Source organism: Wenzhouxiangella sp. XN24, assembly GCF_011064545.1.
Classification (GTDB): domain Bacteria; phylum Pseudomonadota; class Gammaproteobacteria; order Steroidobacterales; family XN24; genus XN24.
In genome coordinates this window covers 170,072-192,810 of sequence record NZ_JAAMFG010000030.1, presented here as the reverse complement: position 1 = coordinate 192,810, position 22,739 = coordinate 170,072, and the positions used below count along the sequence as shown (strand labels likewise).

Below are 22,739 nucleotides of genomic sequence, written 5' to 3'. Positions count from 1 at the left end.
GCGGACTGTCAGTCCTCCACCACGAACGTCAGTTTCATGATGACGCGGAATTCGGTCAGCTCGCCGTTGTCGCCGATGACCGCTTCCTGTTCTTTCACCCAGACGCTCTTCAGGTGCTTGATCGTCTTGCTGGCGCGCTTCACGCCTTCGCGGATGGCGTCCTCGAAGCTCTTCGTCGAAGCGGCGCTGATTTCGGTGATTTTCGCAATGCTCATGCTCGTTCCTCCTTGCAGGACCCGCGTGCGACGGGCCGCGTTTTTCTGTCGATGTACCTGAAGTGTAGAAGGGGCTGCGCTTTACGCCAGCGCAGTCGCGACTGTCGCCACCAGCCGGCCGCAACTGGACGGTGACCAAGCGGTGGGCTAACTTTCGGCTGAGTCAACCAAGGAGTGATCCCGATGTTCAGACAGCAATTCGTTCACATGGTCGCCCTGTGCGTGGCGGTGTCCCTCGGCATGGCGGGCATGGTCTCGACCGCGTCGGCGGGGGTGATCGGCAGCCGCGTGGTCGTGGAGCAGGCCGAGCGGGCCGACACCGTGGCGCGGGTCCAGGCCGTGCTCGATCGCGAGGGCGTGCAGGCGCAACTGGTGGCGCTCGGGGTGGATCCTTCGATGGCTCTCGAGCGTGTCGCGGCATTGACGGACGAGGAGCTGCGCCAGCTCGACGGTCGCCTCTCGGAACTGCCCGCAGGAGCGGGGGCGGTCGAGGTCGTCGGCATCGTGTTCATCGTGCTGTTGATTCTCGAACTGGTCGGTATCACCAACATCTTCACGTCGATCTGATTCGCACGGCCGCGTGGCGGTGAGCGCGCGCGCCCTGGCACCGCTGGCAGCCCTCGCTCTGCTGGCCGGGTCGGGGTGCGCCGGCCCGCGGCCGTGGCTGTCCGCCTCGCCGGCGCTGCAGGGAATCGATGCCCCGGTGGAGCTGGCCGCCACGCCCTTCTTTCCGCAGCAGGATCTGCATTGCGGGCCCGCCGCGCTGGCCACGGTGCTGGGCGCGGCGGGGACCGCCGCCGATCCCGGCGTCCTGGCCGACGAGGTCTACACCCCCGGCCTCGGCGGCAGCCTGCAGCTGGAGCTCGCGGCGGCGGCGCGCAGCCGCGGTTACCTCCCCTATGTCGTGGCGCCGGAGCCCGACGCCCTGCTGGCGGAGCTGGTCGCCGGTCGCCCGGTGCTGGTGCTGCAGAACCTCCGCCTGCGCAGCTGGCCGGCCTGGCATTACGCCGTGCTCGTGGGCGCCGATCCGCTCACGGAACGGGTATTGCTGCGCTCGGGCGCCGAGCGGCGCCTGAGGATGCCCGCGGGACGTTTCCTGCAAAGCTGGGACCGGGCGGATCGCTGGGGCCTGGTGTTGCTCGAGCCGGGCACGTTGCCGGCGAAGCCGCAGCGGGCGAACTATTTCGGCGCCGTCGCGGGCCTGGAGGAGAGCGGTCGCTACGTCGCGGCCGCAAGCGCCTGGTCGGCGGCGTTGCGCGCGTGGCCAGGCGATCCGGTGGCACGTTTCGGCCAAGCGACGGCCTGGCAACTCGGGGGTGAACTGGACGCCGCGCGCGCCGCTTACGAGGCGCTGCTCGCAGACGAGCCGCAACATGCCGCGGCACTGAACAACCTCGCCGGACTGCTGGGCGATCTCGGTTGCCGGTCCACGGCGTTGGAACTCGCCTCCAGGGCGCACCGCGCCGCGCCGCCGGGCAGCGCCATCGAGGCCGCCGTGCTGGACACGAAAGCGACGCTCGAGGGCCTGCCGGTGGGCGAGGGCGGTGCGCACTGCGACAGCCCCGTCCTGCGCGGCCCGCCGTGAAGGCTGCGCGGTCCGCCATGCACGCGAATGCTGCGACTTTCCCGGACGTCGCCGGGCGGGTGGGCTCGTATACTCCGCTCGCACCTGGGACGTTAATTCTGGAGTTGAGCGATGACTGACCTGGACTGGGTCACGCCCGGCGGATTGCCGCTGCAGGCCCCGCGCGAGGACGTGCCGCTGCGCATCACGCGCCGCGGCGCCGATCTTTATCACGAGCCGCTGCTTAACAAGGGCTCCGCCTTCAGTCCGCAGGAGCGCGTCACGCTCGGCCTCGACGGCCTGCTGCCGAGCCGTGTGAACACCATGGCGCAACAGGTGCGCCGCATCCACATGACGCTGGACCGGCTGCGCGACCCCTTCGACAAGTACCTCGAATTATCCGGTCTCCAGGATCGCAACGAGCAGCTCTTCTACCGTGTGCTCTGCGACCAGCTCGAGGCGCTGATGCCGATCGTCTACACCCCCACGGTCGGCAGGGCGACGCGCGAGTTCAGCCACGTGTTCCGCCGGGCGCGCGGCATCTGGATCACGCCGGATCACCGCGGGCGCATCGCCGAGACGCTGCGGGCTGCGACCGTCGGGCGTCCCGTGAAGCTCATCGTCGCCACGGACAACGAGTCGATCCTCGGCATCGGCGACCAGGGTGCGGGCGGCATGGCGATCGCCATCGGCAAGCTGTCGCTGTATTGCGCGGCGGGGTGCATCCACCCGGCTTACACCCTGCCGATCAGCCTCGACGTCGGCACCGACAGCGCTTCCCTGCTGGAGGACGAGTTGTACCTCGGCTGGCCGGGGCGGCGCCTGCGCGGCGAGGCCTACGATGCCCTGCTCGAGGAGTTCATCGAGGCCGTGACGGAGGTGTTCCCCGGCGTTTTGCTGCAGTGGGAAGACTTCCGCAAGGACAATGCATCGAACCTGCTGGATCGCTACCGCGACCGGCTGCCATCCTTCAACGACGATATCCAGGGCACGGGCGCGGTGTGCCTCGCCGGGGTGCTGACCGGGTTGATGAGCACCGGCGGCGAGCTGGCGAAGCAACGCGCAGTGGTACACGGCGCGGGCGCCGCGGGGCTCGGCATCACCCGTCAACTGACCAACGCGATTCGCGCGGCGGGCGGAGACGAGTATCCGGTCGCGGTACTCGACAGCCGGGGCCTGCTGGTCGGCGACAACTTCCGGGACGGCTACAAGGCGGAGCTCGCCTGGCCCGTCGAGGTGGCGGAACGGCACGGCCTCGGCAGCGAGGGCGGGGCCGAGCTCGAGGAGGTGGTGGAGAAGTTCCGCCCCACGATCCTGGTCGGCGTGTCGGGCCAGTCCGGCGCCTTCAACGAGCGCGTGATCCGCAGCATGGCGAGCCATGCGTCAAGGCCCATCGTCATGCCGTTGTCCAACCCGACCGATTATGCGGAAGCGCGCCCCGAGGAAATCCTGCGCTGGAGCGAGGGCCGCGCACTCGTCGCCACCGGCAGCCCCTTCGCCGACGTGGTGCTGGACGGGCGCCGTCACGTGATCGGCCAGGGCAACAACGTGTTCATCTTCCCGGGCCTCGGCCTCGGCGCCCTGCTGAGCGAAGCACGGTTCGTCTCCGACGGCATGATCGCGGCTGCCGCGCGCACCCTCGCCGAACTGGCCCGCCAGCAATCGATCGGCGAGAGCCGGCTGTACCCGTCCGTGTCGCAACTCGGGGAGTGCGCACGCCAGGTGGCTGCGGCCGTGATGCGGACCGCCAGCGAGGAGGCGTTGTGCCCGGCGTTGACGGAGGCGGACGTGGAGGCAAGGCTCGCGGCCGCGCGCTGGGCGCCGAACTACCCGGACTACGAGGCGGGCTGAGTCGGACTGGGGCGGGCCGAATCGATCCGGCCCGAGTGCTCGGGCCGCGCGGGATGCCAGAGGCCTCACTCGCCGACGCCGAGCTCCAGCCGGAGGAACACCAGGTTGTCGTCGGCGCGCGGCGCTTCGCCCGGTTCCGCCACCGAGATGCGCTCCGGGTCCAGGCCGCCGTCCTCCACCAGGTTGTTGCGCACCGCCGCGGCGCGTTCCATGGCGAGCAACCGGAGTTCCTGGGGGTCGACCTGCTGTTGTTCGAGCAACGCCGCGCGCAACGCCTCGATATAGTCCGTCTCGTCGAGCACCGGTTCGTCGCTGTCCTCGGGCGTCGTCGTGTGCTCCGCCTGCAGCGCGTCCAGCGCCTCGGCGTCCTGGACCTCGGTGTACATGCTCTCCATGATCAGCCGCAGCGGGTCGCCGTCCTTGCCGCTGCCTTCGCCGGCCTCGAAGCGCGCGGAGATTGCCGCGTCCAGCTGCCGCTGGCGCATGACCCGGCCGTCGCGCTGTTCGTCGTAGGCGGCGCCGACCTGCAGCGCCAGTTCGGGTCGCTGCGCCAGCGCCTCGGCGAGTTGCGCGAGTTCCTCGGCCTCGGGTCCCTGCAGGTCGGGATCCCCCGCCACGAAGCCGACGAACTCGAGATCGACCTCCGCGGCGTCGCCACCCAGTAGCGAGGCGAGAAAACGGAATGGCGCAGTGATGATCTTGCCCAGCACGTTGCCCAGCGCCTTGAATACGAGGGGCGCATAGCGGAACTGCGGATCATCGATGTCTCCGCTCACGGGCACTTCGAGATCGATCCGCCCCTGTGCATCGGTCAACAGCGCCACGGCCAGGTCCAGCGGCAGATCCAGCGCACCGGGCTCATCCACCTTCTCGCCCAGCTCGAGGTTGTTGATGACCATGCGGTTGTTGGCCTCGAGCCGGCCGTCGCGGATCGACCAGCTGAGATCCACGTCCAGGCTCCCGTCGGCAATCTCGCGCCCGGCGAATTTCACCGTATAGGGCGTCAGGTTCGGCATCTCGATGTTGCGGAAGTCGAGCTCGAGGTCCATCAGTTCCTTGGGCGCGAATGCGTTGACCTGCCCGCGGACGGTGGCGGCGCCGTCCTCGTTCACGTCGCCGTCGAGCTCCACGCGGGCCGGTGTCGGGCTGCCGGACGTGATGGCGGAGATGGACCCCTCCATTGGCTTCACCAGCGCAGTGAAGGGGATGGGCAGGTTCAGGTCGGTGAAATCCATCGTGCCCGCGGCGATCTCGACCCGCCCGACACCGATGGCGAAAGGCTCGGTCTCGGCCTCGGTCTCGGCCTCGGTCTCGGCCTCGGTGTCCGCCCCGGTTTCTGCCTGGGCCGTCTCCCCGTTTTCGGCGTCGCGCACGATGGCGGTGAGATTCAGCTCGCCGTCCTCGTTGACCAGCACCCGGAGGAACGGCTCGGACAGCGCCACGTTCCCGATGCGCAGGCTCTGCTCCGCCAGCGACAGGTCGATGGCTTCCGCATCCAGTGTCTGCCAGCCGATGAGCTGTTCGTCCTTGCCGGGGAGCCGGCTGTCGAGCGCGCGCAGCGACGCCTTGCCGGCATAGGCGAAGGGCTCGGCGTCGGTGATCGTGATGCGACCCTCGGCGGCGGTGAGCAGGCTCTTCACCTCGAGATTCATCGCCTCGTCCGTGTACGGCAGTCCCGGGAGCAGGGACAAGGCCTCGACGCCGAGGTCCAGCCCGACGTCCAGCGGTGCGGCGCGCACGGCGCCGGACAGGGACAGCGTGCCACCCGAGGCGGCCGTGGCCTCGAGTGACAGGTCGGCGCGGTGGCCCTCCGTGCTCCGGTAGTCGGTCAGGGCCAGCCCGATGTCCTCGAGCGCGACGCGCACGGGGCGCGGTGCCGCGCGGTCCTCGAAAGCCACGCGCCCGCCGTCGATCCTGAACGCGCCGACCTCGATGGCGAGGCCCGGCCCCGTCTCGTCCGGCTCGCCTGCGTCGGCATCGGCATCCGCATCGGCATCGCGATCCGCAGCATCGCCCGGCGGCATGAGCGCGGCCACCAGGTCGATCGTTCCATCGTTCAGCCTGCGCAATTCGACGTCCGGCTGCGCCAGGTCTACCGAACCGATGTCGAGTGTTGCGCCGGCGAGGTCGAACTCGATGGCTTCCGCACGGGTCTCGGGCAGTCCGAGCAGCGCCTCGCCGGAGCTGCGTTGCGCGACCTCGAGACCGGTCAGCACGGCGCGGCCCTCCCGCACGCGAAAGTCGAGCGCCTCGCCGCCGCCATCGAGCACGTACTCGAAGCCGAGCCCCAGGCGCGCGTCGCCGGTCAGTTCGGCGTCGAAGTCATGCCGCACGTATTCCCACAGGGGCGCCACCGCGAGCCCTTCCATCTCGATCGTGCCGGACGACGCCAGCGGGGCCACTGCGAAGCTGCCGCTCCAGCGCGTCGTGCCGCCACCCGGCCCGGTGGCCTCGAGGCTGTAGAGCCCCTCGCGCTCGGGGAGCGTGGCGAAGTCCTGCATGGTGAAACTGAGCGGGCCGAGCGACATCGACCAGTCATCGGGATGAGCCTCGTCCTCGATGGCGAGCCGGCCCTCCACCAGCGAGACGTTGTGCAGCACCAGCCGAGTCGGTGCGTCGCCGGGTTCGGTCTCGGGTTCCGCGGGAGTCTCCGGTGGCGGCAGGCGGTCGAGCATGCGCTCGAAATTGCCGATGCCGTCCGCGCCGCGATGCAGCCGTAGCGCCGGTTGCTCGAGGGACAATTCGCTGAAGGTCCAGGCGCGCCGCCAGACGCTGGAGACGGAGAAATCCATGACCAGGCGCTGGAAGGCGAGCATCGGCCCGGACACCGGGTCGTCGATCGACAGCCCTTCCACCGTGAGCCGGAACAGGTAGGGGTTGAAGCGGATCTTCTCGACCGCAAGGTCCACCCCGAGATGTTCCTCGGCCAGCTTCGGCGCCTGGTTGCGGGCCACCCACGGCAGCAGCAGGAATCCGACGAGCGTGTAGACCAGCACCGCCAGCAGCGCCCACAGGCGCCATCCCTGGAGTCGGAGCCGCCGCCGCCATTCGGCGACGCGGCCCTCCCTTGAGCCGCTTCCCTCGGTCATACGCTCAGGATAGTCCGAAACGGACCGGTCTTCAGTCTTCGACGATGAAGCTGCGCAGCTGTTCGGAGCGCGTCGGGTGCCGCAGCTTGCGCAGCGCCTTGGCCTCTATCTGGCGGATGCGCTCGCGCGTCACGTCGAACTGCTTGCCGACTTCCTCGAGGGTGTGGTCGGTGTTCATGTCGATGCCGAAACGCATGCGCAGCACCTTGGCTTCGCGCGGCGTGAGTCCCGCGAGCACGGCGTGCGTGGTTTCCTTGAGGCCTTCGCCGGTCGCGGAGTCGATCGGGGACAGCACCGAGCCGTCCTCGATGAAATCGCCGAGATGCGAATCCTCGTCGTCGCCGATGGGCGTCTCCATGGAGATCGGCTCCTTGGCGATCTTCAGCACCTTGCGCACCTTGTCCTCGGGCATCTCCATGCGCACGGCCAGCTCGTCCGGCGTCGGCTCGCGGCCCATCTCCTGCAGCATCTGCCGCGAGATGCGGTTCAGCTTGTTGATGGTCTCGATCATGTGCACCGGGATGCGGATGGTCCGCGCCTGGTCGGCGATCGAGCGCGTGATGGCCTGGCGGATCCACCAGGTGGCGTAGGTCGAGAACTTGTAACCGCGGCGGTATTCGAACTTGTCCACCGCCTTCATCAGGCCGATGTTGCCTTCCTGGATGAGGTCGAGGAACTGCAGGCCCCGGTTGGTGTACTTCTTCGCGATGGAGATCACCAGGCGCAGGTTGGCCTCGACCATCTCCTTTTTCGCACGGCGAGCCTTGGCCTCGCCGATGGACATCTGGCGGCTGATTTCCTTGATGTCGCCGACGGTGAGGCCGCTCTCCTGCTCGAGGGCGATCAGCTTCTTCTGCGCGCGCTCGATTTCCGGGCGCAGCTTGCCGAGCGCGGAGGAGTGCTTGCGCTTGGCGCGGATCTGCTTCTCGATCCAGTCGGAGCTGGTCTCGTTCTGCGGGAAGCTGGCGAGGAAGTCGCGCTTCGGCATGCCGGCCTGGCGCACGGCCAGCGCCATGATCTGGCGTTCCTGGCTGCGGATGTGGGCCACCGTGCCGCGCAGGTTGTTGCTCAGCTCCTCGAACAGCTTCGGCGACATCTTCAGCTGCATGAACTCGTCGGTCAGCTGGGCGCGCGCCTTGCGCGTCTTCGGGTCGTCGATGCCTTCTTTCGCGAGCAGCGTCTTGACCTGCTTGTGCAGCCGGCCGATCTTCTTCAGCCGCCTGCTGACCTCGGCGGGGTCCGGCCCGGTGTCGGCGGGTTCGGCGTCCTCGTCGTCGTCATCGTCTTCGCTGTCCTTGGCCTTGGCTTTCGCCTTGGCCTTGTCGTCCGCGCGGTTGCCCGGCTGGGCGACCTCGTCGCTCTGGTCGGGGTCGATGAAGCCCACGATGAGGTCGGCCAGGCGCACTTCGCCGGCCTCGTGCGCCGCGTACTGCTTGAGCAGCAGCTCGATGGTGCCGGGGAACTCCGACAGGGCGTGGCGGACCTGCTCGAGACCTTCCTCGATGCGTTTCGCGATACGGATTTCGCCTTCGCGGGTCAGCAGCTCGACCGTGCCCATTTCGCGCATGTACATGCGCACCGGGTCCGTCGTGCGGCCGAATTCGCTGTCCACGCTGGCCAGCGCGGCCGCCGCTTCCTCGGTATCGTCGTCGTCCGCGGCCACCGCCGTGTCGGCCATCAAGAGCTCTTCGGCATCCGGCGCCTTCTCGTAGACGGTGATGCCCATGTCATTGATGGTGTTGACAATATCCTCGATCTGCTCCGGGTCGACGATGTCGTCCGGGAGGTGATCGTTCACTTCCGCGTAAGTGAGGTAGCCCTGTTCCTTGCCGCGGGCGATCAGCAGCTTGATCTGGGACTGCTTCTCATCAGGCAGAGCATTACGTCGATCAGTCACTCAGCGGCCCTCATACGGGTTAAAAATCGAATCGCACAGCATAGCATTGCCACGCCCTGTTTGGACAAGAATAATGTTCAACCGTTCACTGGCCGGCGCGCGAGGCGAGCGGTCAGGGCCTTGAGTTCTTCCCGCTGCCCGGCATTCAGCGGGGCGGTTCGAGAGGCTTCGAACAGGGCCTCGTGGCGGTTTCGCACCTCCTCGTATTCGAGGTGGTCCAGGCAGTCCTGCAACTCGCGTGAGGCCACGTCTTCCGCCGTCACCAATTCGGCGGCGGCGAGCTTCTGCAGGTGCGGCCAGGCCTCGTGGTCGCGCCAGCGTTCCAGGAGCCCACCCGTGGTGAGATTGGGGCTCTGCGCCACGTCTTCAAGGAGGGCGGCCAAGAGGTCCATGCCGGGACGGTCCAGCCCGGCGAGATCCGGCGACAGCCTCGCCTCGGCGGCCCGGGCGGGGAAGTGCACCACCAGCGTGATGGCGCGGCGCACCAGGCTGGTGCGGCCCGGCGGCTGGCTGCGTGGGCGGGCAGGCGGGGGCGGGGGGCGCGGCGGCGCCGCCGACGCGGCAGAATCGACGAAGCGCGCATAGCCGGCCTCGTCCATGCCGACGGCCCGGGCGATTCGCCCTACCAGCAGGGCGCGAAACACGCCGTCCGGCACCCGCGCAAGTAGCGGCTTGGCCAGTTCCGCGAGGCGCGCCCGGCCGTCGATGCTGCTCATGTCCACGCGCGAGGCGAGCTCGTCGTGCAGGTACTCGGACAGCGGGAGGGCGTCGTCGAGGCGGGCGGTGAACGCCGCGGCCCCCTCGGCGCGCACCAGCGAATCCGGGTCCTCGCCCTCGGGCAGGAACAGGAAGCGGATCTGGCGTCCTTCGCGCAGCGTGGGCAGCGCGTTCTCGAGGGCGCGCCAGGCGGCCTGGCGTCCGGCGCGGTCGCCGTCAAAGCAGAACACGACTTCCTCGGTGACCCGGAACAGCCGCTCGAGATGCTCCGGCGTGGTCGCCGTGCCGAGCGTCGCCACCGCCCAGGGGATCCCGGCCTCGTGCAGTCCGACCACGTCCATGTAGCCCTCGACCACCAGCAGGCGGGGAATCTGCCTGAGCGCCTGGCGCGCCTCGTAGAGGCCGTAGAGTTCGCGGCCCTTGTGGAACAGCGCGGTCTCGGGCGAGTTCAGGTACTTCGGCTCGTCCGCGCCCAGCACCCGCCCGCCGAAGGCGATCACCCGCCCGCGTGCGTCGCGGATCGGGAACATCAGGCGTCCCCGGAAGCGGTCGTAGAATCCACCCTGGTCGCGCTCGATGACCAGTCCGGCCGCGGCCAGGCGCGCCGTGGCGGCATCGTCCGTGCCGAACTGCCTGAGCAGTCCGTCCCAGGCGTCCGGGGCATAACCGATGCCGAAGGTGGCGGCGGTCTTGCCGCTGATGCCCCGGCCCTTCAGGTAGCGCACCGCGTCGGGCTGGCGCTTGAGCTGGGCCTGGTAATGTCCGGCGGCCGCCGCGAGCACGCTGTAGAGATCCGGGCGCCGGTCCGTGCCGGGGCTTTCGTCGCGCGGCACCTCGAGCCCGGCGAGCGAGGCCAGCTCCTCGACGGCCTCGGGGAAGCCGAGGTGCTCGTAGTCCATCAAAAAGCCGAGCGCGGTGCCGTGCGCGCCGCACCCGAAGCAATGATAGAACTGCTTCGTCGGGCTGACGGTGAAGGAGGGGGTCTTCTCGCCGTGGAAGGGGCAGCAGGCCTTGTACTCGCGCCCGGCTTTTTTCAGCGGCACGCGTGCATTGATCACTTCAACGATATCCGTGCGGCTCATCAACTCGTCGATGAAGCTGGCCGGAATCAATCCCATCAGCGTGCGGCCATCAGCGTGCGAATCGTGTCATGCGGTCAGCCCGCGAGGATGGCCTTCACGCGGGCGCTCAGCACGGCCATGTCGGCGCGGCCCTGGGCCTCGGTGCGCAACTCGGCCATGACGCGGCCCATGTCTTTCATGGACGTGGCGCCGGTCTTCTCGATCGTGCTGCGGATGAGTGCATCGAGCTCGGCGGCCGACAGGGGCTCGGGGAGGTAGCCGGAGAGCACGTCGATCTCGGCGGCCTCGCGGTCGGCGAGGTCGTCGCGCCGGCCGGCGCGGTACTGTTCGATGGACTCGCGCCGCTGCTTGATCATCTTCTCGATGACGCCGAGCACGGCGGTGTCGTCGAGCTCCACCCGCTCATCGACCTCGCGCTGCTGGATGGCGGCGAGCGCCATGCGGATCACGCCGAGCCTGGCCTTGTCGCCGGAGCGCATGGCCTGCTTCATGTCTTCCCTGAGGCGGTTTTTGACGGACATGGCGGCGAGATTGCCCCGGGGCGGGCGTGGGGGTCAGAATAGACGCTTGCGGCGGGACTGCTCGCGCTGGATCCGCTTGGCGTGACGCTTCACGGCCGCGGCCTTCTTCCGCTTGCGTTCCTGGGTCGGCTTCTCGTAGAACTCCCTGCGACGCAGTTCGGTCAGGACGCCGGCCTTTTCACAGGCCCGCTTGAAGCGCCGCAGGGCGGCATCGAAGTATTCATTTTCGCGTACGCGTACACCAGGCATTAAAGCTCACCACCGTCACGTTTGGCTGGGCCCGGCGACTGGTCTGGCCGGGTAAAGACCGACCATTCTAGCGGGCCTCGCGGGTGAAAGCCAGTAGGAGAACAGGAAAAGATCATGCGGATTCTGGGCATCGAAACGTCCTGTGACGAGACCGGCGTGGCCGTCATGGACGGGGAGCGCGGCCTGCTGGCGCACGGGCTCTACAGCCAGGTGCAGCTGCATGCCGAGTTCGGCGGCGTGGTGCCGGAACTGGCCTCGCGCGACCACGTCCGCAAGCTTTTACCCATGATAAAACAGGTGCTTGCGGAGGCCGGCAGCGCGCCGGAAGAGATCGACGGGGTGGCGTATACCGCCGGTCCCGGACTGATCGGCGCCCTGCTGGTCGGCGCCTGTCTCGGGCGCAGTCTTGCCTGGGCCTGGGGTGTGCCGGCCGTCGGCGTGCACCACATGGAGGGCCACCTGCTGGCGCCGATGCTCGAGGACCCGGCCCCGTCGTTCCCCTTCATCGCCCTGCTGGTTTCCGGCGGCCACAGCATGCTCGTCGAGGTCACGGGCCTCGGGCGCTACCGGGTGCTCGGCGAGACGCTCGACGATGCCGCCGGCGAAGCCTTCGACAAGACCGCCAAGGTGCTGGGGCTCGGCTATCCGGGTGGGCCTGAGCTGGCCCGCCTCGCCGAGGGCGGCTCTCCCGGGCGCCTGCGGCTGCCGCGCCCGATGCTCAACCGGCCCGGGCTGGATTTCAGCTTCAGCGGCCTGAAGACCGCGGTCATCACCGGAATCCGCGATCTCGACATGGACGAAAACGCCCGGGCGGACGTGGCCTGGGAGTTCCAGGAGGCGATCGTAGACACGCTCGTCGGCAAGAGCCTGCGCGCCGCGGAACAGACCGGGATCCAGCGGCTGGTGATCGCCGGCGGCGTGGGCGCCAACCGGCGGCTGCGCGAGCGCCTCGCGGCGGCGGCGCAGGAGATCGGCGCGGAGGTGTTTTATCCGCGGCTCGAGTTCTGCACCGACAATGGCGCGATGATCGCCTACGCCGGTATGCTGCGCCTGGCAGCCGGCGAAGCGGAATCGCCGGCCATCGAGGCGCGGGCCCGCTGGGACCTGGAAACCCTGCGCCCGCCCGGCGCGGCAACATCCGGCGCATCGCCGGCCAACTGAGGACAACGGTGGACACGATATTTCTCAATGACCTGCGCGTGGAGACCGTCATCGGCATCTACGAGTGGGAGCGGCGCATCCGCCAGACCGTCAGCATCAACCTCGAGATCGCAGCGGACATCCGGCGCGCCGCCGCCTCCGACAGCATCGAGGACACGCTGAACTACAAGGCGGTCGCCAAGCGCCTCATCGAGTTCGTCGAGGGCTCCAGCTTCCAGCTGGTCGAGACCCTCGCCGAACGCATCGCCGCGATCGTCTGCACCGAGTTCGACGTGCCCCGCGTCAAGGTGACGCTCAACAAGCCCGGGGCGATCCGCGGCGCGCGCGACGTGGGCGTGTGCATCGAGCGGACCTCGGCGGATTTCCATGCCTGAGGTCTACATCGGCGCCGGCAGCAACGTGGAACCCCGTCGCCACCTCGGGCTGGGGCTGCGGGCGCTGGCCGAGCGCTTCGGGGTGCTCCGCCTTTCGCCGGTCTATCGCAACAGTCCGGTCGGGTTCAGCGGCGAGGATTTCCTCAACCTGGTGATCGCCTTCGAGACCGAGGACGACGTGCACGAGGTGGTCGCGGCGCTGGGCGCCATCGAGGCGGCCCATGGCCGGGTCCGGGGCGAGGAGAAATTCGCGCCGCGCACGCTGGATCTCGACCTGTTGCTGTACGGCGACCTCGTGATCGACGAGCACGGCGTGCAGCTGCCGCGCGACGAGATCACCCGTTATCCCTTTGTCCTGCGACCGCTGGCGGACCTCGCCGGGGATCGCATCCACCCGGTGCTCGGCCGGAGCTTCTCCGAGCTGTGGGGAACTTATGACGGCGCGCGCCATCCACTCACCCGGGTGGAGGGCGATTTCGCCGCGGAGGTTGCGTTATGAAGATTTCACGTCCGGTGCGCCGTCTGCCCGCCGTATTGCTGGGTCTTGCCCTGGCCGCCTGTGGCGGCGGTTCGAGCGACCCTGAACCGATCACCAGCGAGTGCAGCATCGCCGCCCAGAACCAGGCGGTCTACGAGACCATGCAGCAGTGGTATTTCTGGTACGAGGAACTCCCGGAGGTCGATCCGGCGAGCTTCGAGTCGCCCGAGGCGCTGCTCGACGCCTTGCGCTTCGAACCGCTCGATCGATTCAGCTACATCACCACCCAGGCGGAGGAAGAGGCCCTGTTCGGCGAGAGCCAGTTCGTCGGCGTGGGTTTCCGCTCGGTCGAGGACGACGGCGTGCAGGTCGCGGTGGACGTGTTCGAGGGGGGACCGGCCGACGACGCCGGGCTGGTGCGCGGCAGTCGCATCCTCGCCGTGGACGGCGTGCCGATCGAGGAGGTGCTGGCGAGCCCGGAGGGCTTCTCGGGCTCGCTGGGGCCCAGCGAGATCGGCTACCAGTTCGAACTGACCTTCGAGAACCCGGACGGCGAGGTGCTGAATCCCATCCTGACCAAGGCCGTCGTCACCATTCCGCCGGTCACCGGGACGCGCGTCTTCGAGGTGGATGGCGTCACCACCGGCTACCTCGTGTTCCGCAATTTCACGGAACCGGGTGTGCCGGCGCTGAACACGGCCTTCGATACCTTCTCCGCGGCAGGCGTCACGCAACTGATCGTTGACCTGCGCTACAACGGCGGCGGGCTCATCAGCGTGACGGAGCATTTCGCCGACCTGCTCGCCAGCCGCACCGCGCCGGGCCAGGCGTTCGCGCGCTACATCTACAACGACCAGAACAGCAACCGCAACCAGACGTTCTTCTTCACCAGCGACCCGCCCGACCGCGCGCTGCTGCTCGACAAGGTGGTGCTCATCACGACCGAGTCCACTGCCTCGGCCTCGGAAATCCTGGTCAACAGCCTGCCGCCCTACATCACCGCCGCCACCGTAGGCAGCGCGACTTTCGGCAAGCCGGTCGGCCAGCTCGGGTTCCTGTTCTGCGAACAGGTGCTGCGCCCGGTGTCTTTCGAGACGGTCAACAGCCTGAACGTGGGCGGCTATTTCGATGGCATCGAGCCGCTTTGTGCCGCCGGTGACACGCTGGACGTGCCCTTCGGCACGCCGGGTGAGGCCTCGTTCGACGCCTCAGTGCACTGGCTGCAATTCGGTTTCTGTCCGCAGGCCGATATCGCCGTCGAATTCGAGCGCCAGCGCGAATTCCGCAGCGACCCGCCGCGCTACCGGCCGAACAATGCGTTCTAGTGTCAAAAGCCGAGGTGCCGCCCGCCGTCCACGGCGATGACCTGGCCGTTGACGTAGCGGCCCTCGGCGGCGAGGTACAGCGCACAGGCGGCGATGTCCGCCGGTGAACCGGTGCGTCCGAGCGCGATGCCGGCGACGGTGGCGGCCTTCTCCTCGTCCGGGACGCCGCTTTCCGGCCACAGGATCGCCCCCGGCGCGATGCCGTTGACGCGGATCTCCGGGCCGAGCTCGCCGGCCAGCGCGTAGGTCAGCATCTCGAGCCCCGCCTTCGCGGCGCAGTACACCGGATGGCCGGGCAAGGGCCGGCGCGCGTGCACGTCGAGCATGTTGATGATCAGCCCGCCGTCGCGCCGCAGCCACGGCGCGGCCGCCTGGGACAAAAACAGCGGCGCACGCAGGTTGCTGCCGACCAGGTCGTCCCATTGCTCGAGGCTGATGGTGCCGACGGGCGTCGGATAGAAGCTGGACGCGTTGTTCACCAGGATGTCGAGCCCGTCGAAGGCGGCGGCCGCGCGCGCCGCGAGCTCCGGCAGGGCGGCCGCGTCCAGCAGGTCGCCCTGCAGCAGGGCCGTGGCGCCGGGCCGGACGGCATCGAGGCCGGCGGCCAGCGCCCTCGCGTCGGCGTCCGAGGCGCGGTAATGCACCACGACGTTCGCCCCGGCGGCATGGAAGGCGGTGGCGATCGCCGCGCCGAGACGCCGCGCGCCGCCGGTGACCAGTGCCGTGCGGCCCGCCAGCGCCCGGTAGCCGGTGTTGTCATTGCTCATGTACGATTCCCCCGCTTTCCCGTCGCCGCCCGCGCGACGCCATTGTCGCGAACTTTGCCGCCACTGTATTCCCCATCTCCATCGATCCCCGACCCCGGGCCCGAGGCCCGGGCCTGCAGCGCCGCGCTCGCGGACAGCCTGCACGAGGAGATCATTCGCGCCGGCGGGGCGATCAGCTTCAGCCGCTACATGGAGCGGGTCCTGTACACGCCGGAGCTGGGCTACTACAGCGGGGGGGCGTCCAAGCTGGGCCCGACCGGTGACTTCACCACCGCGCCGGAGATCTCGCCGCTGTTCGGCCGCTGCATCGCGCGCCAGGTCGAGGCGGTGCTGGAGGCCATTGGCGGCGGCGCGGTGCTCGAGCTCGGCGGCGGCAGCGGCGCCCTCGCCGAGGCGGCACTGGCGGAGGCGGAGCTCGACTGGCGCATGCTCGAGCCGAGCGCCGAGTTGCGTGACCGGCAGCGATCGCGGCTGGGCGAGCGCGTCCGCTGGCTGGATGCCCTGCCGCGGGAGTTTCGCGGCGTGATCCTCGCCAACGAGGTGGCCGACGCGCTGCCGGTGGAACGCTTCACGATCCACCAGGGCGAGCCGCGCCGCCTCGGCGTGCAGAGCGAGGGCGCGGGTTTCGCCTGGACCCTGCTGCCGCCGGAGCCGGAATTCGCGGGTGTGATCCATGCGCTCGAAATCGAGCTGGGCGAGGCATTTCCGGAAGGCCACCGGGCCGAGTTCTCGCCGATGCTGCATGCCTGGGTGCGCAGCCTCGCCGACAGCCTGGCCGCCGGCCTGCTGCTGGTCATCGACTACGGCCTGCCGCGCCGCGAGCTCTACGGCCCCGAGCGGCCGGACGGCACGCTGATCTGCCACTACCGGCATCGCGCGCATGGCGACCCGTTCTTCTGGCCGGGCCTGCAGGACCTCAGCGCGTGGGTGGATTTCACCGCGATCGCCGAAGCTGGGGTCGCGGCGGGCCTGGAGCTCGAGGGTTACACGACGCAGGCCGCTTTCCTGTCGGGCAACGGCATCGACGCCATGCTGCAGGCGACCGGGCATGATGCGGCGGGGATCGCCGAGGTGCAGCAGGCCAAGCGGCTGCTGTTGCCGGGCGAACTCGGCGAGCGTTTCCGGGTCATCGGCCTGAGCCGGGACCTCGGTCCGCCGCTGGCGGGGTTCGGCCTGCTCGACCTGGCGAACCGGCTCTAGGAGACGACGACGCATGGATCCGCTGCACGCGATAGCACTCGCCTTCATCCAGGGGCTGACGGAGTTCCTGCCGATCTCGAGCTCCGGCCATCTCGTTCTGGTGCCGGTGTTGCTGGGCTGGGAGGACCAGGGCCTGGCCTTCGACGTCGCCACGCATGTCGGCACGCTCGGCGCGGTGGTGTTCTATTTTCGCCACGAGCTGTGGCCGATGATCCGCGATGCGCTCGGCACGCTGCGCGGCGGGACGCGCACGCGGGAATCCGATCTCGCCTGGTTCGTGGTGCTGGGCACGATCCCGGCGGTCGTCGCCGGGGGGCTGTTCGGCGGCTACATCAGCACCGCGCTGCGCTCGCCGCTGGTCATCGCGGCGACGACCGCGGGCTTCGGCGTGCTGCTGTGGGTGGCGGACGCGCGCGGCAGCAACCAGCGTCCCGAGAGCAGCATCGGCTGGCGCGACGCGCTGATCGTCGGCCTCGCCCAGGCGCTGGCGCTGGTGCCCGGCACTTCACGCTCCGGCATCACCATCACCGCCGCGCTGTTTCTCGGCCTGGAGCGCCAGGCGGCCGCGCGCTTCTCCTTCCTGCTGTCGATTCCCGTGATCCTCGCCGCGACCTGCTACGAGTCGCTCAAGCTGGTGCGCTCGCCGGTGCCCGCCGACTGGCTGGCGCTGTCGCTGGGGACGCTGGTCTCGGGGGTGGTCGCCTACCTGACCATCCGCGGTTTCATCGCCCTGCTGGGGCGCATCGGCCTGGCGCCGTTCGCGGTCTATCGGCTGTTGCTGGCGGCGGTGCTCGTCTGGATCTACGCCTGAGCCGCGGATGTTCGCGTGAGCCCCGGATCTACGCGTGAGCCCCGGATCTACGCCTCGGCCGCCGGCGGTGCGGCGCGCGGGCAGGCCGCGGCGATCGCCTCGCTGCGCAGGGCGCGCAGCCGGTTGCGCAACTGCTCGCCGGCGAGTCCCTCGGCCACCAGCGGCCGGACATCCACGCCCCCGGCGGCCGCCAGCGCGCGGCGCAACAGCGCTGCCTGCGGATAGGGCGCGTCCTCGAGACCCGTGCGGCCCTTCAGGTCGGCCTCGCAGGCGAGCAGGAATTTCTCGAAGCGCTCCGGGCGCCGCAGGGCGTCGGTGCCTTCCAGGAGCTTCAGCACCGTGGCGGGGCGCAATTCGGCCGCGCGATGACACAGGCCGTGATAGCGCGCCACGATCTCCGCCAGCTCGCGATAGCTGCCCGGCACGCGCAGCCGCTCGCACAGGCGCCGTGCAAGCGTCACGCTGCGTTCCTCGTGGCCGTGATGCGCGGGCCAGCTGGCGGCCGGCGTGGTGCCCTTGCCGAGATCGTGCAGCAGCACCGCGAAGCGCGTCTCGGTGTCCAGTCCCAGGCGGACGGCGGCGCGCATGCACAGCAGCATGTGGATCCCGGTGTCGATTTCCGGGTGCCAGCGCGCCGGCTGCGGCACGCCGAACAGGGCGTCGATCTCCGGGAACACGGCGGCCAGCGCACCGCAGTCGCGCAACACCTCGAGGTATACGTCGGGGCGCGCCGTCTCCAGCGCGCGGCGCGTCTCCTGCCAGACCCGCTCGGGCACCAGCGCATCCGCCTCGCCCGCCGCGACCATGTCGCGCATCAGTTGCAGGGTGTCCGGCGCGACGGTGAAGCCGAGCTCGCGAAAGCGTGCGGCGAAGCGGGCGGTGCGCAGGATCCGCACCGGGTCCTCTGAGAACGCCGGCGAGACGTGGCGCAGCTGGCGCGCCTCGAGATCGCTTCTCCCGCCCCACGGATCGATGAGCTCGCCGTCCGGTGCGCGGGCCATCGCGTTGACGGTCAGGTCGCGGCGCTGCAGGTCCTCCTCGAGCGTGACCTCCGGCGAGGCGTTCACCGCGAACCCCCGGTAGCCCGGGGCGGTCTTGCGCTCGGTGCGCGCGAGCGCCACTTCGTCATGACTCTCCGGGTCCAGGAACACGGGGAAGTCCCGCCCGACGGGCCGGTAGCCGGCCGCCTCCATCTGTTCCTGCGTGGCGCCGACCACCACCCAGTCGCGTTCCGCGACGGGGAGTCCGAGCAGTTCGTCGCGCACGGCGCCACCGACCAGGTACTTGTCCATGGGCGCATTGTAGCGTCACTGCCGCGGCGCACCGCGGACTGTTATCGTTGTCGCGTGCGTCGCCTGGCTGGAATCCTGTTGCTCATCGGCTGCCTGCCGCTGGCCGGCTGCGGCACCCTGGCCTATTACGGCCAGGCCGTGTCGGGCCATCTCGGCCTGATGGCGGCGCGCGAACCGATCGACACGGTCATGGCCGATCCGGCAACCCCCGAATGGGTGCGCGAGCGGCTCGCAGTGGTGCAGGACGCCCGCGAGTTTGCGATCACGGAGCTCGGCCTGCCCGACAACGGGAGTTACACCTCCTACGTCCAGCTGGAGCGTTCCGCCGTCGTGTTCAATGTGTTCGCGGCGCCCGAGTTCTCCCTGCAGCCGAAGACCTGGTGTTTCCCGGTGGCGGGTTGCGTCGTCTATCGCGGCTACTTCGACCGCGAAGACGCCGAGCGGACGGCGGCGCAGTATGCCGCGGAGGGCTATGACACGTGGGTCGGCGGCGCGGCCGCTTACTCGACGCTGGGCCGCTTCGCGGACCCGGTGCTCTCCACCATGCTGTATCCGGACGACGCGCGCCTTGCGGGCGTGCTGTTCCACGAGCTCGCGCACCAGCAGCTCTACGTCGACGACGATTCGGCCTTCAACGAGGCCTTCGCCACCACGGTCGAGGAGGTGGGCGTGCGACGCTGGCTGGGCCAGGACGGACGCGACGCGGCGCTCGCCGAGTGGGAGACGCGGCGCGAACGCGCGGCCGCGTTCGAACTGCTGCTCGCGCGGACACGGGCGCGCCTGCAGGCGATCTACGAGACCGAGTCGCCGCCGGCGGAGATGCGCGCCGACAAGGAAGCGGCCTTCGCCCAGCTGGAAGCCGAGTACGCGGCGCTGAAAGCCGGCTGGGACGGCTGGCCCGGCTACGACCGCTGGTTCGCGGCGCCGCTCAACAATGCGCGCCTGATCCCCTCGGCGACCTATCGCGGCCTCGTGCCGGCCTTCCGCCTGCTGCTGCACCAGGCCGACGGCGAGCTGGCGGATTTCTACGCCGCCTGCGGGGCGCTGGCGGCGATGCCGCGTGAATCGCGTGATGCCGAGTTCAGGCGTCTGCTGGCGATCGCCGCGGAACCCGGCGGCGACCCTACGAGGTAGGTCTGCCCGCCGGGGACACGCGGATGAGGGATGCCCGGCGGCCTGAGGAGACAAGGGTGCAGCCGCTCAGTCGGCTGCACCCGTATTTTCATCCGTAACGACATCCAGCCACCGGGCCACCAGTTCGATCGTGTCAGGATTCGAGTTCGTGGCGTGCAAGCGGTCCAAGGCCTCTGCAAGTCCTGCAGCAGCGCTCGCGGAATCGCCTTCCTCGTGGGCGAGTCGGGCGCGCAGTGCTTCCGCGTAGATCACTTGCCGGCTTTCCCCGGGGAGCACCGCGCGCGAGATTTCGACTGCGGCCATGACATGTGGGCGAGCATCTGCGGTCCTGCCGAGGTCGAGCAACATCCGACCAAGCTGGAGGTGAGCGATCGCGGTGGAGCCATGCAGGTCGCCCACCACTCGCTGGCGCACGCCGAGGGATTCACGGAACAGCGCGAGCGCTTCTTCATGCCGCCCTTGGGCGCCGAGGAGCGAACCGAGGTTGTTCAGTAGCGTCGCCCGTTGTATCTGGTTCCCGTCGCCGTCCGGCTCGGGATCGGCCTCGATGGCGCGCCGATAGTACTGTTCCGCGGTCTCGAGTTGACCGAGGTCGTGATGCGTCAATCCGAGGTTGATCAAAAGGCTCTGGCGCAACCCCTGCTCGACAGCGAGGTGCGTCAATGCGGCCTCTGCGGTTTGCAGCAGGGCAAGGCTTTCCGCCGAGGCGCCGAAATCGTTCAGCACCACCGAGAAATCGTTGGCCAGCTGGAGGTCGAACTCTGTTGGCGTGGCGTCGGCGCGTGCGGCCAGCGCTTGGCCATAGCGCTCGCGAGCGAGCTCGAAATCCCCGCGCTGCGAGGCCAGCCAGCCCAGGTCCGAAAGGGTTTGCCGGCTCCGCGTGTCGTCCGCCCCATAGAGTTCCAGGTTCAAGGCGTAGGCTCGCTCGAGGTTCGCCTCTGCCGCGTCGAGCTCGTGCAGCCCGAGCTGCGTGTAGCCGATGGTCCGGCGCAGTGGGGCCTCGAGGTCCGGCAGGCCAGTGAAGCGGGCGGTGATCATCTCGTCCGCCTTGCGCAGCACGTCGCGAACGGTGACATCGGCGCCGGCCGAGTAGGGGTCGGCCTCCAGCAGGATATCCTGCAGGAACTCGTTGACCTTCAGCGTGCGGTCGCGCTCCGCACGTGCCTGTTCCGCCTGCCAGGCGAAGCTCAGCAGGCCGGCCGCCAGTGACAGCACGAGGGCACTCACTGCACCCAGCGACAGCCAGTGGCGGCGCAGGAATTTGCCGGCCTGGTAGCCAAAGGCATCGGCGCGCGCCGCGACCGGCCGGCCGTCCAGGTAACGGCCGAGATCTTCGGCGAACTGGGCCACCGAGCCGTAGCGTCTTTCGGGTTCTGCACGCAACGCCATCAGCAGGATGTTGTCCAGGTCGCCGGCCAAAGTCGCCGCGAGTCGTGCCGGCGCAAGACCGCGACGCGCAGCGACGTCGCGCGCGATCGCGGGTTCGCAGGGAGGCGACAGCCGGCTGCTTGGGCGAGGAATGGTCAGCGTTTCCACCGCGCGAACAAGGTCGCGCTGGCTGCGCCCATCGACGCGGTAGGGCAGCTGCCCGGTGAGCAGCTGGTAAGCGAGCACGCCCAGCGAGTAGACGTCGCTCACCGTGGTGGCGCGCGCCTCGAGGATTTGTTCCGGGCTGGCGTAATTCGGTGTCATCGCCTGGCCCCAGAGCATCGTCAGGTTGGCCGTCGCCTGCTGGTCGGTGGTGGCGGTGAGCTTGGCGATGCCGAAGTCCAGCAGCTTGGGGAGCCCGTCGCGGGTGACCAGCACGTTGGAAGGCTTAAGATCGCGGTGCACGACGAGATTCTGGTGCGCGGCCTGCACGGCCAGCATGACCTTGATCAGGAGCCGCAGCCGCGCCGGGATGTCGAGGCGCCGCTCGTCGCAGAACTGGTCGATCGGTACGCCCTCGACGTATTCCATGACGAGATACGGCGCGCCGTCGTCGGTCGTTCCGGCGTCGATCAGCCCGGCGATGTAGGGATGGTTGAGGCCCGCGAGGATGCGTCGCTCTTCATCGAATCGCTCCAGCACATCACGGCTGGCGAGCTGGCCGCGGATGATCTTGATGGCGACGCGCTGGGTGTAGTTTTCGGCCTGGCGCTCGGCGAGGTAGACCGTGCCCATCCCGCCCTCACCCAGGGGCTCGATGATCGTGAATGCGCCGACGCGCGTACCGAGTCGTTGCCGTGCATCGACCGCTGCCGGCTCGGGATCGAGAAAACTGCCGGCCTCCGTGACAGCCTGGATGAGCGAGTCCACCGCGGCGCGCAGCAGCTCGTCACCCGCACAGGCGTCGTCGAGGAACGCGCCGCGCTCGGACGGAGCCAGCGCAAGGGCCTCGTCGCAAAGCGCGAGCACGCGTTGCGCACGCCCGTCCTCGCTCATCGTGGATCCGCGCCTTCATCGGCGTCGGTGGTCATGGCGCGAAACAGCCAGCCGCGCGCCACGTCCCAGTTTCGCTTCACGGTGGCGGGCGAGCTGCCGACGAACTCGGCGATTTCCTCGATGGTGAGGCCACCAAAGTAGCGCAGCTCGACGAGTTCGGCGCGCCGCGGGTCGATCTCGGCGAGCCGTTCGAGCGCCTCGTGCAGCTGCAACACGTCGGTGTTCGAGTCGGGTTCGAATGCCGCCAGCCCGCTCAGCGTCACCTGCAGCCCGCCATCGCGCTTGGCGGCGTTGCGCTTGCGCGCCGCGTCCACGAGCACCTGGCGCATCACGCGCGCGGCCATGGCGAGGAAGTGTTCCCGGTCCTGCCAGGTGATCCGCTTCAGCTCCACCATGCGCAGCCAGCCCTCGTGCACCAGTGCCTGCGGCTCGAGTTCACGCTCATGGCGTTCCCCGGCGAGGTGGCGTGCGGCGATCGCCGTCAATTCGCTGTAGATCAGCGCCAACAGCGTCTCGCGCGCCGCGAGATCGCCGGCGTTCAACTTGCGCAGCAGTACGGTCACGTCGCCCATCGAGCAATTCCCCGGT

The 22,739-nt window shown here is 69.2% G+C and carries 20 protein-coding genes; 10 read left to right on the top strand and 10 right to left on the bottom strand.

Features of this window, described 5'->3' with window-relative positions:
- Positions 1-8: 8 nt before the first annotated feature.
- Positions 9-215 carry a dodecin family protein gene (locus G6032_RS07095; protein WP_165281441.1) on the bottom strand — a complete coding sequence of 69 codons (207 nt, stop codon included), beginning with the start codon at positions 213-215 and terminating at the stop codon, positions 9-11.
- 183 nt (positions 216-398) lie between these two features.
- Between G6032_RS07095 and G6032_RS07090 the strand changes: the two genes are divergently transcribed.
- From G6032_RS07090 to G6032_RS07080, 3 genes are all read left to right on the top strand, one after another.
- Complete coding sequence (locus G6032_RS07090) at positions 399-782, top strand: PA2779 family protein (RefSeq protein ID WP_165281440.1); 384 nt, start codon at positions 399-401, stop codon at positions 780-782.
- Positions 783-801: 19 nt separating this feature from the next.
- Entirely contained in the window at positions 802-1,800 is a 999-nt protein-coding gene (locus G6032_RS07085) for a PA2778 family cysteine peptidase (RefSeq protein WP_165281439.1), read from the top strand.
- A 111-nt stretch (positions 1,801-1,911) separates the two neighbouring features.
- Positions 1,912-3,630, top strand: a complete 1,719-nt coding sequence (locus G6032_RS07080) for an NAD-dependent malic enzyme (RefSeq protein WP_165281438.1) — start codon at positions 1,912-1,914, stop codon at positions 3,628-3,630.
- Between the two features lie 65 nt (positions 3,631-3,695).
- Here G6032_RS07080 and G6032_RS07075 read toward each other — a convergent pair whose 3' ends face one another.
- From G6032_RS07075 to rpsU, 5 genes are all read right to left on the bottom strand, one after another.
- A complete protein-coding gene (locus G6032_RS07075) occupies positions 3,696-6,719 on the bottom strand; it encodes a DUF748 domain-containing protein (protein ID WP_165281437.1) in 3,024 nt (1,007 codons plus the stop codon).
- A gap of 31 nt (positions 6,720-6,750) precedes the next feature.
- The gene (gene rpoD / locus G6032_RS07070) at positions 6,751-8,616 is read right to left on the bottom strand and encodes an RNA polymerase sigma factor RpoD (RefSeq protein ID WP_346763775.1); all 1,866 of its coding nucleotides are present in this window, start codon (positions 8,614-8,616) and stop codon (positions 6,751-6,753) included.
- Between the two features lie 77 nt (positions 8,617-8,693).
- Positions 8,694-10,451, bottom strand: coding sequence for a DNA primase (dnaG, locus tag G6032_RS07065; RefSeq protein ID WP_206211854.1), 1,758 nt, complete (start codon positions 10,449-10,451; stop codon positions 8,694-8,696).
- A 38-nt stretch (positions 10,452-10,489) separates the two neighbouring features.
- Positions 10,490-10,936 carry a GatB/YqeY domain-containing protein gene (locus tag G6032_RS07060; RefSeq protein WP_165281436.1) on the bottom strand — a complete coding sequence of 149 codons (447 nt, stop codon included), beginning with the start codon at positions 10,934-10,936 and terminating at the stop codon, positions 10,490-10,492.
- A 33-nt stretch (positions 10,937-10,969) separates the two neighbouring features.
- On the bottom strand, positions 10,970-11,185 hold the full coding sequence (gene rpsU / locus G6032_RS07055; protein ID WP_165281435.1) for a 30S ribosomal protein S21: 216 nt from the start codon (positions 11,183-11,185) through the stop codon (positions 10,970-10,972).
- A gap of 114 nt (positions 11,186-11,299) precedes the next feature.
- Between rpsU and tsaD the strand changes: the two genes are divergently transcribed.
- From tsaD to G6032_RS07035, 4 genes are read left to right on the top strand one after another with little or no spacing between them, the layout of a single operon-like run.
- Positions 11,300-12,346: a tRNA (adenosine(37)-N6)-threonylcarbamoyltransferase complex transferase subunit TsaD gene (gene tsaD, locus G6032_RS07050; RefSeq protein ID WP_165281434.1), complete on the top strand. Its 1,047-nt coding sequence runs from the start codon at positions 11,300-11,302 to the stop codon at positions 12,344-12,346.
- 8 nt (positions 12,347-12,354) lie between these two features.
- Positions 12,355-12,720: a dihydroneopterin aldolase gene (folB, locus tag G6032_RS07045; protein WP_165281433.1), complete on the top strand. Its 366-nt coding sequence runs from the start codon at positions 12,355-12,357 to the stop codon at positions 12,718-12,720.
- Positions 12,713-13,219 (top strand): 2-amino-4-hydroxy-6-hydroxymethyldihydropteridine diphosphokinase, encoded by a 507-nt coding sequence (gene folK / locus G6032_RS07040; protein ID WP_165281432.1) that lies wholly within the window; start codon positions 12,713-12,715, stop codon positions 13,217-13,219. Before folB ends, folK begins: the two co-directional genes overlap by 8 nt.
- On the top strand, positions 13,216-14,523 hold the full coding sequence (locus G6032_RS07035; protein WP_165281431.1) for a S41 family peptidase: 1,308 nt from the start codon (positions 13,216-13,218) through the stop codon (positions 14,521-14,523). Before folK ends, G6032_RS07035 begins: the two co-directional genes overlap by 4 nt.
- A gap of 2 nt (positions 14,524-14,525) precedes the next feature.
- Here the strand turns inward: G6032_RS07035 and G6032_RS07030 are convergent, their stop codons facing one another.
- On the bottom strand, positions 14,526-15,290 hold the full coding sequence (locus tag G6032_RS07030; RefSeq protein ID WP_165281430.1) for a pteridine reductase: 765 nt from the start codon (positions 15,288-15,290) through the stop codon (positions 14,526-14,528).
- 42 nt (positions 15,291-15,332) lie between these two features.
- On the opposite strand from G6032_RS07030, the gene G6032_RS07025 reads away from it, so the two are divergent.
- Both G6032_RS07025 and G6032_RS07020 read left to right on the top strand, forming a co-directional pair.
- Positions 15,333-16,490, top strand: coding sequence for an SAM-dependent methyltransferase (locus G6032_RS07025; RefSeq protein ID WP_240902047.1), 1,158 nt, complete (start codon positions 15,333-15,335; stop codon positions 16,488-16,490).
- 13 nt (positions 16,491-16,503) lie between these two features.
- Complete coding sequence (locus tag G6032_RS07020) at positions 16,504-17,301, top strand: undecaprenyl-diphosphate phosphatase (RefSeq protein WP_165281428.1); 798 nt, start codon at positions 16,504-16,506, stop codon at positions 17,299-17,301.
- Between the two features lie 47 nt (positions 17,302-17,348).
- Here G6032_RS07020 and G6032_RS07015 read toward each other — a convergent pair whose 3' ends face one another.
- Entirely contained in the window at positions 17,349-18,593 is a 1,245-nt protein-coding gene (locus G6032_RS07015; RefSeq protein WP_165281427.1) for a multifunctional CCA addition/repair protein, read from the bottom strand.
- A gap of 54 nt (positions 18,594-18,647) precedes the next feature.
- Between G6032_RS07015 and G6032_RS07010 the strand changes: the two genes are divergently transcribed.
- Positions 18,648-19,727 (top strand): aminopeptidase, encoded by a 1,080-nt coding sequence (locus G6032_RS07010; RefSeq protein WP_165281426.1) that lies wholly within the window; start codon positions 18,648-18,650, stop codon positions 19,725-19,727.
- Positions 19,728-19,793: 66 nt separating this feature from the next.
- Here the strand turns inward: G6032_RS07010 and G6032_RS07005 are convergent, their stop codons facing one another.
- Both G6032_RS07005 and G6032_RS07000 read right to left on the bottom strand, forming a co-directional pair.
- Positions 19,794-22,151, bottom strand: coding sequence for a serine/threonine-protein kinase (locus tag G6032_RS07005; protein WP_165281425.1), 2,358 nt, complete (start codon positions 22,149-22,151; stop codon positions 19,794-19,796).
- Positions 22,148-22,723 carry an ECF-type sigma factor gene (locus G6032_RS07000; RefSeq protein WP_165281424.1) on the bottom strand — a complete coding sequence of 192 codons (576 nt, stop codon included), beginning with the start codon at positions 22,721-22,723 and terminating at the stop codon, positions 22,148-22,150. Before G6032_RS07000 ends, G6032_RS07005 begins: the two co-directional genes overlap by 4 nt.
- Positions 22,724-22,739: the final 16 nt, after the last annotated feature.